Source organism: Ramlibacter sp. (assembly GCF_050250995.1).
Lineage (GTDB): Bacteria > Pseudomonadota > Gammaproteobacteria > Burkholderiales > Burkholderiaceae_C > Ramlibacter.
On sequence record NZ_JBFWNP010000045.1, the window covers coordinates 1 to 14,495 of the forward strand.

General features: G+C 68.5%; 10 protein-coding genes. 6 read left to right on the top strand and 4 right to left on the bottom strand.

What is annotated here, in order from left to right; translation table 11 throughout:
- Positions 1-122 precede the first annotated feature (122 nt).
- Genes AB7E83_RS21795 through AB7E83_RS21810 form a run of 4 tightly spaced genes read right to left on the bottom strand, consistent with a single transcriptional unit; the run spans position 123 to position 6,173 of the window.
- Positions 123-1,763: an acyl-CoA dehydrogenase family protein gene (locus AB7E83_RS21795; protein ID WP_428572921.1), complete on the bottom strand. Its 1,641-nt coding sequence runs from the start codon at positions 1,761-1,763 to the stop codon at positions 123-125.
- A gap of 1 nt (position 1,764) precedes the next feature.
- Positions 1,765-2,991 carry a CoA transferase gene (locus AB7E83_RS21800; protein ID WP_428572922.1) on the bottom strand — a complete coding sequence of 409 codons (1,227 nt, stop codon included), beginning with the start codon at positions 2,989-2,991 and terminating at the stop codon, positions 1,765-1,767.
- A gap of 5 nt (positions 2,992-2,996) precedes the next feature.
- Entirely contained in the window at positions 2,997-4,205 is a 1,209-nt protein-coding gene (locus AB7E83_RS21805; protein WP_428572923.1) for an acetyl-CoA C-acetyltransferase, read from the bottom strand.
- A 12-nt stretch (positions 4,206-4,217) separates the two neighbouring features.
- The gene (locus tag AB7E83_RS21810; RefSeq protein ID WP_428572924.1) at positions 4,218-6,173 is read right to left on the bottom strand and encodes an AMP-binding protein; all 1,956 of its coding nucleotides are present in this window, start codon (positions 6,171-6,173) and stop codon (positions 4,218-4,220) included.
- A 148-nt stretch (positions 6,174-6,321) separates the two neighbouring features.
- On the opposite strand from AB7E83_RS21810, the gene AB7E83_RS21815 reads away from it, so the two are divergent.
- The 6 genes from AB7E83_RS21815 to AB7E83_RS21840 all read left to right on the top strand — a co-directional run bounded on the left by AB7E83_RS21815 (position 6,322) and on the right by AB7E83_RS21840 (position 14,494).
- On the top strand, positions 6,322-7,479 hold the full coding sequence (locus AB7E83_RS21815) for a CaiB/BaiF CoA transferase family protein (protein WP_428572925.1): 1,158 nt from the start codon (positions 6,322-6,324) through the stop codon (positions 7,477-7,479).
- The gene (locus AB7E83_RS21820) at positions 7,476-8,714 is read left to right on the top strand and encodes a CaiB/BaiF CoA transferase family protein (protein WP_428572926.1); all 1,239 of its coding nucleotides are present in this window, start codon (positions 7,476-7,478) and stop codon (positions 8,712-8,714) included. Before AB7E83_RS21815 ends, AB7E83_RS21820 begins: the two co-directional genes overlap by 4 nt.
- A gap of 179 nt (positions 8,715-8,893) precedes the next feature.
- On the top strand, positions 8,894-10,747 hold the full coding sequence (locus AB7E83_RS21825) for a mechanosensitive ion channel family protein (RefSeq protein ID WP_428572927.1): 1,854 nt from the start codon (positions 8,894-8,896) through the stop codon (positions 10,745-10,747).
- A 151-nt stretch (positions 10,748-10,898) separates the two neighbouring features.
- Positions 10,899-11,819, top strand: a complete 921-nt coding sequence (locus tag AB7E83_RS21830) for an alpha/beta hydrolase (RefSeq protein ID WP_428572928.1) — start codon at positions 10,899-10,901, stop codon at positions 11,817-11,819.
- 36 nt (positions 11,820-11,855) lie between these two features.
- A complete protein-coding gene (locus AB7E83_RS21835; protein ID WP_428572929.1) occupies positions 11,856-12,767 on the top strand; it encodes an NAD(P)-dependent oxidoreductase in 912 nt (303 codons plus the stop codon).
- Positions 12,767-14,494 carry an N-acyl-D-amino-acid deacylase family protein gene (locus tag AB7E83_RS21840; protein WP_428572930.1) on the top strand — a complete coding sequence of 576 codons (1,728 nt, stop codon included), beginning with the start codon at positions 12,767-12,769 and terminating at the stop codon, positions 14,492-14,494. The genes AB7E83_RS21835 and AB7E83_RS21840 overlap by 1 nt, the downstream gene beginning before the upstream one ends.
- Position 14,495 lies beyond the last annotated feature (1 nt).

Sequence of the window (14,495 nt, forward strand, 5' to 3'; positions counted from 1 at the left end):
GGGTGGCCCCTGCAGCGAAGTAAAGGAGGAGGAGCGCGCACGCGCGCGACGGGGGACATTCGCGGAAGGGGTCGCCCCCGTCCCGGTCCGGGGCGCGCCACTCCCTTCTGCCGCCCACACTCCTAGCGCGTCAGCAGCCCCCGCCCGATCACCTGCGCCTGGATCTCCGCCGCGCCTTCGAAGATGTTGAGGATGCGCGCATCGCACAGGATGCGGCTCATCTCGAACTCCAGCGCATAACCGTTGCCGCCGTGGATCTGCAGGCCCGCGTCGGCGTTCGACCACGCCACGCGCGCGCCGAGCAGTTTCGCCATGCCGGCCTGGATGTCGCAGCGGTGGCCTTGCTCCTTCTCCACCGCCGCGAAGTTCGTGAGCGCGCGCGCCATCACGCACTCCGAAATCATCATCGCCAGCTTGTCCGAGACGCGGGGGAATTCGATGATGGGCACGCCGAACTGCTTGCGGTCGTTCGCATAGCGCCAGGCCAGGTCGAACGCACGCCACGCCACGCCGACCGCGCGAGCGGCCGTCTGGATGCGCGCGCCCTCGAAGGTCTGCATCAGCTGGCGGAAGCCCTGGCCGCGCGCGCCGCCGAGCGCGGCGTCGGCCGGCACCTCGAAGCCGTCGAACGCGATCTCGTATTCCTTCATGCCGCGGTAGCCGAGCACCTCGATCTCGCCGCCGCTCATGCCCTTCGAGGGGAACGGGTCCGCATCCGTGCCGCGCTGCTTGGGCGCGAGGAACATGGTCAGGCCCGCATGCCCGTTCACGTCGGGCTCCGAGCGCGCCATCAGGGTCATGAGGTCGCTGCGCGCGCCGTGCGTGATCCACATCTTGTTGCCGTCGATGCGCCAGGTGCCGTCGGCCTGCTGCGTCGCGCGGGTGCGCAGCGACGCCATGTCGGAGCCGGTGTCGGGCTCGGTGAACACCGCCGTGGGCAGCACCTCGCCGCTCGCGATCTTCGGCAGCCAGGTCGACTTCTGCGCCTCGTTGCCGGCCGAGGCGATCAGGTCGCCCGCGATTTCGGAGCGCGTGCCGAGCGAACCCGCGGCGATCCAGCCCCGGCTCAGTTCCTCGGTCACGATGCACATCGCGCGCTTGCCCAGGCCCATGCCGTCGTAGTCGGTCGGGATGCAGATGCCGAAGACGCCGAGCTCGGCAAGCTTCGCGATCACCGAGTCGGGAATCAGCTCGTCGGCCAGGTGCCACTGGTGCGCATGCGGCGTGATTTCCTTTTCCGTGAACCGGCGGAACTGATCGCGGATCAGGTCGAGCTCTTCGTCGAGCACGGTCTCGGTGATGTGTTCGCCGGCGCGCAGCGCGTTGACCAGCTTCAGCCGCGTCTCGGGCGAGCCGCCGCTCGCCTGCAGCGCGCGCACGGAGGCGTCGTTGTTCAGTGCCGCCGCCGCGTCCTGCAGGCCCAGCTCCGAGGGACGGAAGATCTCGTTCTGCCCCATCGGAATTCCGCCCGCGAGCTGCGCGAGGTATTCGGCGATGCCGACCGAGTAGACGAGCTCGTCGAGCGGCGCGAGGCGCTTCGCCTCGGCGAGTTGCACGGCCCACTCGGCGGCGTGCGCGATGGCTTCGACGGTCATCGCGGTCCAGGCGAGGCCGTGCAGCGCGCGCTGGCTGCGCTGCAGCAGCGCGGCGTCGGGCTTCGCGCCGAAATGAGCCGAGGCGGCTTTCTGCGCGGCACGGCCGTAGGTGCGCGCGGCCTCGGCGACGTCCTGGAGTTGCTGGGTGAATGTCGAAGTTGCGGTCATGTCAGTTCGAAGGGGCGCTCGCGACGAGGCCCGAGGCGTGCAGCTCGCCGATGCGCGCCGAGGAGAGGGAAAGGACGGAGGCCAGCACTTCGTCGGTGTGCTCGCCCAGGTGCGGCGCGCGTTGCACGCGCTCCCGGTCCATGCCGACGAAGGTCGCCGCCGCGCCGGCCGCGGGATAGCGATGGCCGCTCGGGTGGTCGATCTCGTCGAAGAGCGGCGCGCCCGGCTTCAGGCGCGGATATTCGGCGATCGCGCGCTTGAGCGTGAAGTAGGGGCCCCAGCACACGGCGTTCTCGTCGAACACGGTGCGCACGCGGTCCATCGTCAGCGCGCCGATCGCGCGCTCGACGATGGGGAACAAGGTGTCCCGGTGCGTGAAGCGCGTGCCCTCGTCCCGCGCGAACGAGACGCCGAGGTCCTTCTCGATCTGCTGGATGGTCGGCACGAGGTCGAGCGACTTCACGAGGCCCGACCACTGCTTGGGCGTGATCGCCGCGACCATGACGCGCTCGCCGTCGCTCGTCCTGAAGTCGCGGCCGAACGCGCCGTACAGCGCGTTGCCGTAGCGCGGCCGGTCGCCCGTGTCCATGACCTCGGCGATCTGCCCCATGTTCGCGAGCGCGGAGAACGCGATGTCCGACAAGGGCACGGTCACCTCGCCACCGCGCCCGGTGCGCAGGCGGTTGCGCTCCGCGGCGAGCGTCGCGAAGGCCGCGTAGGCGCCGCTCAGCAGGTCCCACGCGGGCAGCACATGGTTGACGGGCGCGTCGCCATTCGCGTCGCTGCCCGTGACGAAGGGAACGCCGAGCGCCGCGTTGACCGTGTAGTCGAAGCCGGAATCACCGTCACCCCAGCCCATCACGCGCACGGTGATCAGGTCCTCGCGGTGCTTGCTCAGGCGCTCGTGCGAGAGGAAGCCTTCCTTGGGCAGGTTGGTCACGAGGATGCCGCCGTCCTTGCCGGGCGCCGTGATCAGCTGCGTGAGGAGCTGGCGGCCTTCGGGGCGCGCGAGGTCGATCGCGACCGACTTCTTGCCCTTGTTCAGGCCTTCCCAGTAGTAGCTGTCGCCGCCCTTCGACAGCGGCCAGCGCTTGAAGTCGGCGCCGCCGCCGATCGGGTCGACGCGGATCACCTCCGCGCCGAGCTGCTGCAGGTACAGCGAGCACGAAGGCGCGGCGATGAACGACGCGCATTCGACGATGCGCAGGCCGGTCAGGAGCGGATACATGCGCGTTACGTCCTTTCGAACACCGCGGCCAGGCCCTGTCCGCCGCCGATGCACATCGTCTCGATCGCGTACCTGGCTTCGCGGCGGCGCAGCTCGCGCAGCATGGTGGTGAGAATGCGCACGCCGGTCGCGCCGACCGGGTGGCCGAGCGAGATGCCCGAGCCGTTCACGTTCAGGCGTTCGTAGTCGCCGGCCTGGAATTCCATGGCCTTCGTGCAGGCAAGCACCTGCGCGGCGAACGCTTCGTTCAGCTCGATGAGGTCCATGTCCTTCAGGGTGAGGCCCGAGCGCTTCAGCGCCAGCGCCACCGCCGGCACCGGGCCGATGCCCATGCGCTCCGGCTCCACGCCCGCGACGCCCCAGCTCACGAGCCGGCCATAGGGCTGGAGGCCCAGGGCCTCGGCCTTCTCGCGCGTCGTCACGATGCACACGGCCGCGCCGTCGTTCTGGCCGCTCGCGTTGCCGGCCGTGACGGTGGACTCCGGGTCCTGCTTCAGGCGCACGGGCTTCAGCGACGCCAGCTGCTCCATCGACGCATCGGCGCGCGGATGCTCGTCGGTCGAGATCGACTCGGGACCCTTGCGGCCCTTCACGGTCACGGGCACGATCTCCTCGGAGAACTTGCCGCTCTTCTGCGCGGCGACGGCGCGCTGGTGCGAGCGCAGCGCCATCTCGTCCTGCTCCTGGCGCGACACCTTGTACTCGCGGCGCAGGTTCTCCGCCGTCTCGAGCATGCCGCCGGCCACCGGGTGGTACTTGCCGCCGGAGGTGATGCGGCCGCGCGCGATGCGGTCCCAGAACGGCGACGAATCGCCCTTCAGGCCGAAGCGGCCGCCCAGCACGTAGTGCTCGGCCTGGCTCATGCTGTCGGCGCCGCCGGCGAGCACGACGTCGCAAACGCCCGTCTGCACGCGCATCGCGGCGTCGATCACGGCCTGCAGGCCGGAGCCGCAGCGGCGGTCGATCTGCAGGCCCGGCACGCGCACGCCGAGCTTGGCGTCGAGCGCGGCGATGCGGCCGATGGCCGGCGCCTCGCCGTTGGGGTAGCACTGGCCGAAGATCACGTCGTCGATCAGCGCCGGGTCGAGCTTCGTGCGGCGCACGATTTCGGCCACGACGGTCTCGGCGAGTTCGACGGCGGGGACGTCCTTGAACATGCCGCCGTAGCGGCCGACGGGCGTGCGGATGGGTTCGCAGATGACGGCTTCACGCATTTTGAAATTCTTTCAGCCCCGCTGGGGGATGGTCTCGAGGGGGGTGAGGGGATCGAGCGCGGACAAATCGCCCACGGGCTCGCCGAGGTAGCGCGCGCGGATCGCGCGGCGCATGATCTTGCCGTTTTTCGTCTTGGGCAGTTGCGTCACGCCGATGATGCGCGCGGGCAGCATGCCCTTGCCGACGGCGGCGATGAGGCCGTTCGCCAGCGCGTCCTCGGTCGGCGACGCGCCGGCCTTCGCCACCACGAAGGCGATGGCGACCATGCCCTTCATCGCGTCGGGCGCGCCGATCACGGCGGCCTCGGCCACGCCGGGTTGCGCGACGAGCGCGGACTCGATTTCGGCCGGGCCGACGCGGCGCCCGCCGATCTTCAGCGTGTCGTCGCTGCGGCCATGGATGTGCCAGAAGCCATCGGCGTCCACGCTCGCGAGGTCGCCGTGGACCCACACGTCGTCCCAGCGGTCCCAGTAGGTCTTCAGGAAACGCGGGTCGTCGTTCCAGAAGCTGTGGGCCATGCCGGGCCAGGTGTTGAGCACCACGATCTCGCCGATGTCGTCGGTCGGCTTGCCGTCGGGTCCGTACACGTCGAGGTCCATGCCGGGCGCCGGGCCGCAGAACGACGCGGGCGCCATCGGCGCGCAGGTGTAGCCCGAGATCATGCCGCCGCCGATCTCGGTGCCGCCGCAGTAGTTGAGGATCGGATGCTGCGACTTTCCGACGGTGCCGAAGAGCCAGTTCCACGTCGGCACGTCCCACGCTTCGCCGGTCGAGGCGAAGGCGCGCAGCGAGGAAAGGTCGGCGTCGGGCGCGGCGTCGCGCAGGCCGTTGCGCAGGCCGCGCGCGGCCGTCGGCGCGATGCCGAGGAAGGTCGCCTTGTTGCGCTCGACGATCTTCCAGAGCCGATCGGGCTGCGGGAAGTCCGGCAGGCCTTCGATCATCACGATGGTCGCGCCGAAGTGCAGGCCGCCCACGATCATCAGGGGCCCAAGCATCCAGCCCATGTCCGCGCTCCAGGCGAGCGTGTCGCTCTCCTGCATGTCGAAGCAGTAGCCGAAGTCGATGGCCGCCTTCAGCAGCAGGCCGAGGTGCGAATGCACGATGCCCTTGGGCGCGCCGGTGGTGCCGGAGGTGAAGAGGATGAAGAGCGGATCGTTCGGGTCGAGCGCGGCGGTCTCCACCGGCTTCGCGATCTTCGGCAGGTCGCTCCACCAATGGTCGCGGCCCTCGGTGAAGGGTGCTGTCTCACCGCTCGCCTTGATGACGAACACGTTGCGCACCGTGGGGCACTGGGCGACCGCGCCGTCGGCGATCTGCTTCATCGCGACCGGCTTGCCGCGGCGCGTGGTGCTGTCCACCGTGACGAGCACCTTCGATTCGGACGCCTGGATGCGCGTGGCGAGCGCGTCGCTGCCGTAGCCCGAGAACGCGGGCACGAGGATCGCGCCGATCTTCGCGCAGCCCATCATGGTCACCGCGGCTTCGGGCACGGGCGGCATGAAGATGGTGACGCGGTCGCCCTTGCCGACGCCGCACGCGGCGAGCGCGCCGGCGAAGGTGTCGACCTCTTTTTGCAGCTGCGCGTAGGTCAGCGTGCGGCGCTGGCCCGAGTCGCCCTCGTAGACGACGGCATCCTTGTTCGCGGTCTTCGGGTTGCGTGCGTGCCGCTCGACACAGCTCCAGTTCGCGTTCAGCGTCTGGCCGGTGAACCATTTCGGAAAGGGCTTGCCGCGCGACTCGTCGCGCACGGCGGTGCGCGTGCCGCGCAGTTCGACGCCGAGATCCTCGGCCGCGGCGGGCCAGAACCAGTCGGGCTTCTCCACCGTCGCGCGGTGGAACGATTCGAGGTCGCCGTAACCCCAGCGTTTCATCGCGGCGACGAGCTGGCTGCGCGCCAGGTGAGCGGGCGTCGGCCGCCACACCGCGTTGTCGGCCTGCCCGAATCGGGCGCGTCCCAGCAAAGTCATCGATCGTCTCCTAGTCGGGCGGATATTAGGGTTGTACCCGAGGCCCCGCAATTCGAAAACCGAGAAGCACGGTTTCGGAATTTGCCAGTTGGCTTGGCCCCGGCACTGGCTTACCTTCGCAGCACTTTCAGCTTGCCAAGGCATATTCATGGATTCACGCGCCACCGGCCCGCTCGCGGGCGTGCGTATCGTCGAGCTCGGCGGCATCGGACCGGGGCCTTTCGCGGCCATGCTCCTGTCGGACCTCGGCGCCGACATTATCCGCATCGACCGCATCGTGCCTTCGGACAGCGGCGTCCACATGGACGAGAAGTTCATGGCGATCAACCGCGGGCGGCGGTCCGTCGCGATGGACCTGAAGAAGAAGGAAGCGGTCGACGCGGTGCTCAAGCTCGTGGCGAGCGCCGATGCGCTGATCGAAGGCTTCCGCCCCGGCGTCGCGGAACGCCTGGGCCTGGGGCCGGAAGACTGCGCGAAGGTGAATCCTAAACTCGTCTACGGACGCATGACCGGCTGGGGCCAGGACGGCCCGCTCGCGCAGGCGCCCGGCCACGACATGAACTACATCGCGCTCACCGGCGCGCTGCACTCCATCGGCGAGCGCGGCGGCAAGCCCGTGCCGCCGCTGAACCTCACCGGCGACTTCGGCGGCGGCTCGCTCTACCTCGCGCTCGGCCTCGTCAGCGGCATCCTCGAAGCGCGCACGAGCGGCAAGGGGCAGGTGGTCGACGCCGCGATGGTCGATGGCAGCGCCTCGCTGATGGCGCTCATGTACGGCATGCGCGCGGGCGGCAAGTGGAAGGACGAGCGCGGCATGAACCGCCTCGACTCCGGCGCGCCCTGGTACAGCGTCTACGAGACGAAGGACGGCAAGTACGTCGCGCTCGCGTCGAACGAGCCGCGCTTCTACAAGGTCACGCTCGACCTCATGGGCCTGGGCCAGCGCGAGCTGCCCGACCAGCACGACGAGAGCAGCTGGCCGCAGATGAAGGAGCTGTTCGCGGAGGTCTTCAAGACGAAGACGCGCGACGAGTGGTGCGCGCTGATGGCCGACAAGGAGGTGTGCTTCGCGCCGATCCTGTCGATGGCCGAGGCGCCTGAGCATCCGCACCTGAAGGCGCGCGGCACGTTCGTCGAGTACGACGGCTACGTGCAGCCCGCACCGGCGCCGCGCTTCAGCCGCACGGTGCCGCAGATCCAGCGTCCCGCGCCGCGCGTGGGGCAACACACGGAAGAGGCGCTCGCGGCGTGGGGCTTCGACGATGCCCAGCGCGCGGCATTGAAGGCAGCAGGAGCGATCAAGTGAGCGTGCAGGAAGATCAACAAGCGGTGGAGCCGCGTCCCCTCGCGGGCGTGAAGGTGCTGGCCATCGAGAACTTCGTGGCGGGTCCCTTCGCCACGATGTGGCTGGGCGATGCCGGCGCGGAAGTGGTGAAGATCGAGCAGCCCGGCGTCGGCGACCATTCGCGCGGCACGAGCCCCGTGAAGCCGGACGCCGAGGGCCGCAAGCAGGGCCTGTCGTTCCTGCGCACCAACCGCAACAAGCGCAGCGTCACGCTCGACCTGAAGACCGAGGACGGCAAGCGCATCTTCCGCGAGCTCGCGGCCAAGGCGGACATCTTCCTGGAGAACCTGCGCCCCGGCGTGATGGACGGCCTGGGACTCGGCTACAAGGAGCTGAGCAAGATCAATCCGCGCCTGATCTACGTCGCGGTGTCCGGCTTCGGCCACGACGACGTGAAGCCGAGTCCGTACAGCGCGTACCCGGCATTCGACATCGTCGCGCAGGCGCTCTCCGGCCTGATGTACCGGCCCGAGCGCCAGGGCGACCGGCCGACCTATCTCGGCTTCTCGCTCGGCGACATCCAGTCGGGCATCGTCGCGTGCAACGGCGCGCTGCTCGCGCTGATCCAGCGCGGCATCACGGGCAAGGGCCAGAAGGTCGACATCTCGCTGTACGACGCGTGCCTGGTGCTCAACGAGATTTCGGTCGCGATGTTCTCGGTGATGAAGAAGAAGTCCGCGCCCGGCGTGCATGCGGTGACCGCGCCCTTCGGCGCGTACAAGTGCAAGGACGGCTACATCGTGATCGCCGTGCTCGGCGAGCATGTGTGGGTCCGTTTCGCCGAGGCGATCGGCAAGCCCGAGCTGGTGGGGCAGGAGCGTTTCAAGGACGGCGTGACGCGCCAGACGAACATCGCCTTGCTCAACGAGCAGATCCAGCCGTGGCTGTCGGCGCGCACGCGCCACGAGGCCGTGCAGGGGCTGCTCGACCAGGGCGTGCCTGCGTCGATGGTGAACGACGTCGACGACATCTTCGAGTGCCCCCATGCGGCGGCGCGCGACATGATCGTGGACCTCGAGGACCCGGTGTGGGGCAAGGTCCGCGTGCCCGGCAACCCGATCAAGATGACCGGCGCGCCGGACATTCCGCTGGTGCATCCGCCGCGGCTGGGCGAGCACACGGAGGAGGTGCTGGAGGGGTGGCTGGGGATGACGGCGAAGGACGTGGCGGGGCTGCGGGCGAAGAAGGTGGTTTGAGGCGGGGCTTGCGGCATCGGGTCATGGGACCGATGCGAGATTGGAACCGAGCCTCGCCTTGACACGCGAGGCAGCCGCGATCCAATATCAGGGAAACTGCAGAGGTGCGGTTTGTCACAGGCCAGCCCATGTTTCGAGACCCTGAGTTCGTTGCAACCGGTGCTCGGCATCCCCGCGCGATGGCCCGCGCATCGATCTGTTGGCTGGTTTGCGCGCTACTTTGCTTGCTGCCGATGTTGTCCGGTGCAGCGGTTGCCGCGAATGCAAACCCGCTTCGTCCCGTGGACCGGAGCAGTCCGCGCGCGACGCTCGCCATCTTCGTTGCGAGCATGGACCACGTCTACGAGGGCGCCTTCGGGATCATCGGCGGCTATGCCGCTTCCGACCGGCTCTACCTCACTTCGGACGAGCGCCAAGGCATGTTCGACGTTCGATTGCGCGCGCTCCCGGCGGTCCAGTCCCTCGATACGTCGCGTTTGGCTCCCCTCGCGCTGCAGATCGTGGCGCCCGAACGTGCCATTCAACTCAAGGAGATTCTCGACCGCATCGGGCTCCCGCCGCTGGACACGATTCCCGATCGCGCCGAGATGGTCCGGACCGGCGCCAAGAGATGGCGCCTGCCGGACACCGAGATCGATCTCGTGATGAGCGAAAGCGGGCCGAACGCAGGGCAGTACCTGGTCTCGGCGGAGACCGTGGACCGGCTGCCGGAGTTCTACGAGCGCATCCGCGCCCTGCCTTATCTGCCGGGACCTGCAAAGCAACTCAGTGACCTCTATCGCTCCGTCAGCGGCAATTCGACGGCGACGATCTATGACATCAATTCCAATTCGCCCGCCGGCCTGGACCGTCTGATTCCGACCCGCTGGATCGTCAGCCTGCCGCATGTGTTGAGAGCCCGCATCGGCGATGCGGCGATATGGCAATGGCTGGGCCTCGCCTTCGGAGCGCTGGTCGGCGCGTTCGCCGTTTCGCTCGGGTTCCGCTGCGCAACGCGAATCAGGCAGCGCCGTGGCGCCGCCGGCGGTGGTTCGGATTGGGTGTCGCTGCTCGCGCCCGTTGTCTTCATCATCCTCGCGCAAGGACTCGTCCCCCTCCTGTGCCTCGTCCTGCGCATCGGCGGCAATTTGCGCGTGGCCATCGCCATTGGGCAGACCGTGGTGTTTTTCGCGAGCGCCGCCTGGATCGCGCTGGTCGGCGCCGGCCTCTTCGCCGAGAAGGTCGCGACATCGGAGCATGTGGCGCGGCACAGCCTGGACAGCCAGCTCGTCAGGCTCTTCGCGCGTTTCGTGGGTATCGTGGTCGCCGTCGGGCTGGTGATGCAGGCGGCGACCGAACTGGGTTTTCCTGCCTACTCTGTCCTGGCCGGACTCGGCGTCGGCGGTTTGGCGATCGCCCTCGCGGCCAGGGACAGCCTGGCGAATGTCCTCGGCTCGGTGCTGATCATGTTCGAGAAGCCATTTCGGGTCGGACACCTGATCAAGGTCGCCGGAACCGACGGCACCGTCGAAGACGTCGGTTTCCGCAGCACGCGCATTCGCACGGCCGACAATTCGCTGATATCCATTCCGAACAATGTCGTCGTGAACGCGACCGTGGAAAACCTGAGCTTGCGCGCGGCGCGGCGCCAGCGCCTGGTCGTGCAGGTCACGTACGACACTCCACCCCAGCGGATGAATGAGTTCGCGAGGGGCATCGAGGAAATACTCGCCGGCCATCCCCTGACGGGGAAAGACAACTTTCACGTCCGGTTCAACGATTTCGGCGAAAGCAGTCAGAACTTTCTGGTCATCTTTCACCTCGCCGTCAACTCGTATGCGGACGAATTGCGGGAGCGCGAGCGGATTCTTTACGACATCGTGGCCCTGGCCAGGACGACTGGCGTAGCCTTCGCGTTTCCGACGCGCACGCTGCACGTCGATTCCATGCCGAGCCCGGCAGTGGGTGTGATCCAGACCCGCCCCGAGAAGGACTCGACGTCTCCTGTCCTCGGACAACTGTCGCGCGCCGGTACGACCTCGCACGCACGCTGAACACCCGCCGCCCGCCGCCCGCGCGAAACCCGAAGCACGGAACGATCCGCACGGCGCTTGCACGCGCGCGTTCGCATTGCTTTCCAATCCCGAGGATCCGGAAGCCTGCACTATGCTGGTCGCACTCACCCCCACCAAGGAAGGCTGACCCATGCCCGTCGATCCGCAGATCGCCGCCGTCCTGAAGCTGCTCGAAGGCACGCCGACCATGGACACGATGTCCGTGACCGAGCTGCGCGCGAGCATGCCCATCACGCCGATGGACAAGCGCACGCCGGTCGGCGCCGTGCGCGACGTACAGATTCCCGCGAAAGGCCGCACGATCGGCGCGCGCCTGTACACGCCCACGAAGCCCAGGCGCACCGGCCTCACCGTCTTCTTCCACGGCGGCGGCTGGGTCATCGGCAACCTCGAAACGCATGACGCGGTGTGCCGCGACGTGTGCGAGGCCAGCGGTGCGGCGGTGCTGTCGGTCGACTACCGACTCGCGCCCGAACACAAGTTTCCCGCCGCCCCCGACGACTGCCTGCAGGCCGTGCGCTGGGCCGCGGAGAACGCGCGCAGCCTCGGCGCCGACGGCTCGCGGATCGTGATCGCGGGCGACAGCGCCGGCGCCACGCTCGCCGCCGTGACCGCCCTGCGGCTGCGCGACGAAGGCGGCCCGGCTGTGCGCGCGCAGGTGCTGATCTATCCGGTGGCGGACTTCCACACGCCCCCCACGCCCTCGTACCTCGAGAACGCGAATGGCTATTCGCTCACGCGCAACGCGATGATCCGCTTCTGGAACGACTACGTGAAGGACGAGGCCGAGGCGCTGCATCCGCATGCCGCGCCGATGCGGGCGGCATCGCTCGCGAACCTGCCGAAGGCGCTCGTGCTGACGGCCGAGTTCGATCCGCTGCGCGACGAAGGCGACCGGTACGCGCATCGCCTGCTCGATGCGGGCGTGCCCGTGACGCTGTGGCGGCACGAAGGACTGATCCACGGCTTCTTCCGCATGTCGCTCGCTTCCACGCGGGCGAAGGACGCCGTGACGCGCACCGCCGAATGGATCGGCGAAGCGATGGCATAACGATGGCATGAAACAGGGACAAGGAACGAACACGCCATGACGAAACACACCGACATCGGATTCATCGGCCTGGGCCAGATGGGCTCGGCCATGGCCGAGCGCCTGCTCGGAAAGGATTTCCGGCTGCACGTGTTCGACACGAACGCGGCGGCGGTGAAGCCGTTCACCGACGGCGGCGCGACGGCGCACGACACGCCGAAATCGGTGGCGGACGTCGCGAGCATCGTGTTCGCCTGCCTGCCGGGCCAGAAGATCTCGCTCGACGTCGCCTTCGGTCCGCAGGGCGTGATCCACGGCAAGGCCATCGAGGTCTACGTCGAGACATCGACCATCGGCAAGGAGACCATCGACCGGATCGCCGCGACGCTGGCTGAGCGAAAGATCGGCACGGTGGATTGCCCCGTCACCGGCGGCCCGCCCGTCGCGCGCGCGGGCGGCCTCACCATGCTCGGCTCGGGCGAACCCGCGAACTTCGCTGCCGTGCAGCCGCTGCTCGCGCTCATCGGCAAGAACGTCTACCACCTCGGCGACAAGCCGGGGCTCGGACAGGCGATGAAGATCGTCAACAACATCATCATGGCGACGAACGTCGTGGTCGCCGCCGAGGGGCTCGCCTTCGGCACCAAGGCCGGGCTCGATGCGGGGCAGATGCTGGAGATCCTCTCCAACGGCACGGGCCAGAGCTTCGCGTGCAACAGGATCATCGCCAACGGCGTCGAGGGCAAGTTCAACTACGGCGCGTCGATCATGATCCTGGACAAGGACATGACGCTCGGCATGTACGAAGCCGGCGTGCTCGGCGCGGAACTTCCCGTGACCGACCGCGCGCGCGAGACCTGGCATGCCGCCTACGAGGCGGGCATGGGCGACAAGGATTTCACCGCCATCCTGGAGTGGGTCGAGAAGGCCAGCGGCACCGTCGTGCGCAGCGGCAACCCAGGATCGTGATGAACGCCGAATTCGACGTGGTGATCCGCGGCGGCACCGTCGTCGACGGCACCGGCGCGCCACCGCGCAAGGCCGATGTCGCGATCGTCGGCGGGAAGATCGCGGGCGTCGGCGAAGTGAGCGGCAAGGGCCGCGAGGAGATCGATGCCACGGGCCAGCTCGTGACGCCGGGCTTCGTCGACATCCACACCCACTACGACGGCCAGGTGACATGGGAGCATCGCCTCATGCCCTCGTCGAACCACGGCGTGACGACGGTCGTGGCCGGCAACTGCGGCGTGGGCTTCGCGCCATGCAGGCCGCACCAGCGCGACACGCTCCTGCGCGTGATGGAGGGCGTGGAGGACATCCCCGAGATCGTGATGGCCGAGGGCATCCCGTGGAACTGGGAGACCTTCCCCGAGTACCTCGACGCGGTGGCGAACCGCCGCTACGACATCGACTTCGCCGCGCACGTGCCGCACAGCGCCATCCGCGTCTACGTGATGGGCGAGCGCGGCGAGAAGCGCGAGGCGGCGACGCCGGAGGACCTGCGCCGCATGACCGAGATCGTGCGCGAAGCGGTGCGCGCCGGCGCGATCGGCGTGAGCACCTCGCACCACCTCGGCCACCGCTCGGTGGACGGCCAGCTCGCGCCCTCGGTCGGTTCGCACGCCGACGAGATCCGCGCGCTGGCGCAAGGCCTGCGCGAAGCGGGCGGCGGCGTCTTCCAGATCATCACCGAGGGCTACTACGGCAACTCGAATCCCGAGGCGCAGATGGCGCTGCTGCGCAGCATCGCCCAGACCTCGGGCCGGCCCGTGAGCTACACGCTCATGCAGAAGTCGCACATCCCCGACGTGCCGGAAAAGATGCTTGCGCTCACGCGGCAGGCGCAGGCCGATGGCTTGCCGATCCGCGCGCAGGTCTATCCGCGCCCGACCGGCGTGCTGTACGGGCTGTCGCTGTCGTATCACCCGTTCCGCTTTCATCCGAGCTACCTCGCGATCCACGACCTGCCGCTGCCCGAGCGCGTGAAGGCGATGCGCGATCCGGCGCGGCGCAAGGCGATCCTTTCGGAGAAGGGCGAGCACACGAATCCGGTCTCGCTCATGCTCGTGCAGAACTACGAGCAGGCGTTCGCGCTGGGCGATCCGCCGAACTACGAGCCGAAGCCGGAACAATTGATCGGCAACATCGCGAAGCGCCGCGGCCTCGACATCGCGGAGGTCGCGTACGACCTGCTGCTGGAGGACGAGGGCAACGCGACGCTGCTGTATCCCGTGTCCAACTTCGCGGCCGGCAACGCGGACCTGGTCCACACGATGCTGGTCGACGAAAACACGCTCATCGGGCTGGGCGATGGCGGCGCGCACTACGGGATGATCTGCGACTCGAGCTTTCCGACATCGCTGCTGGTCGACTGGACGCGCGACCGCGAGAACGATCGCGTGCCGGTCGAAATGGCGGTGCAGCGTCTCTCGCGCAACAACGCCCTCGCGGTCGGCCTCACCGACCGCGGCACGATCGCCGAGGGCATGAAGGCCGACATCAACGTCATCGATTACGCGCGCCTGCGCTTGCATGCGCCGCGTCCCGTGTTCGACCTGCCGGCGGGCGGTCGGCGGCTGACGCAGGCCGCCGACGGCTACACCGCGACGCTGGTCAGTGGCGAAGTGACCTATCGCAACGGCGTGCCGACCGAGGCGTTGCCCGGGCGGCTGGTGCGCGGGCGCGTGGCGGCCTGAG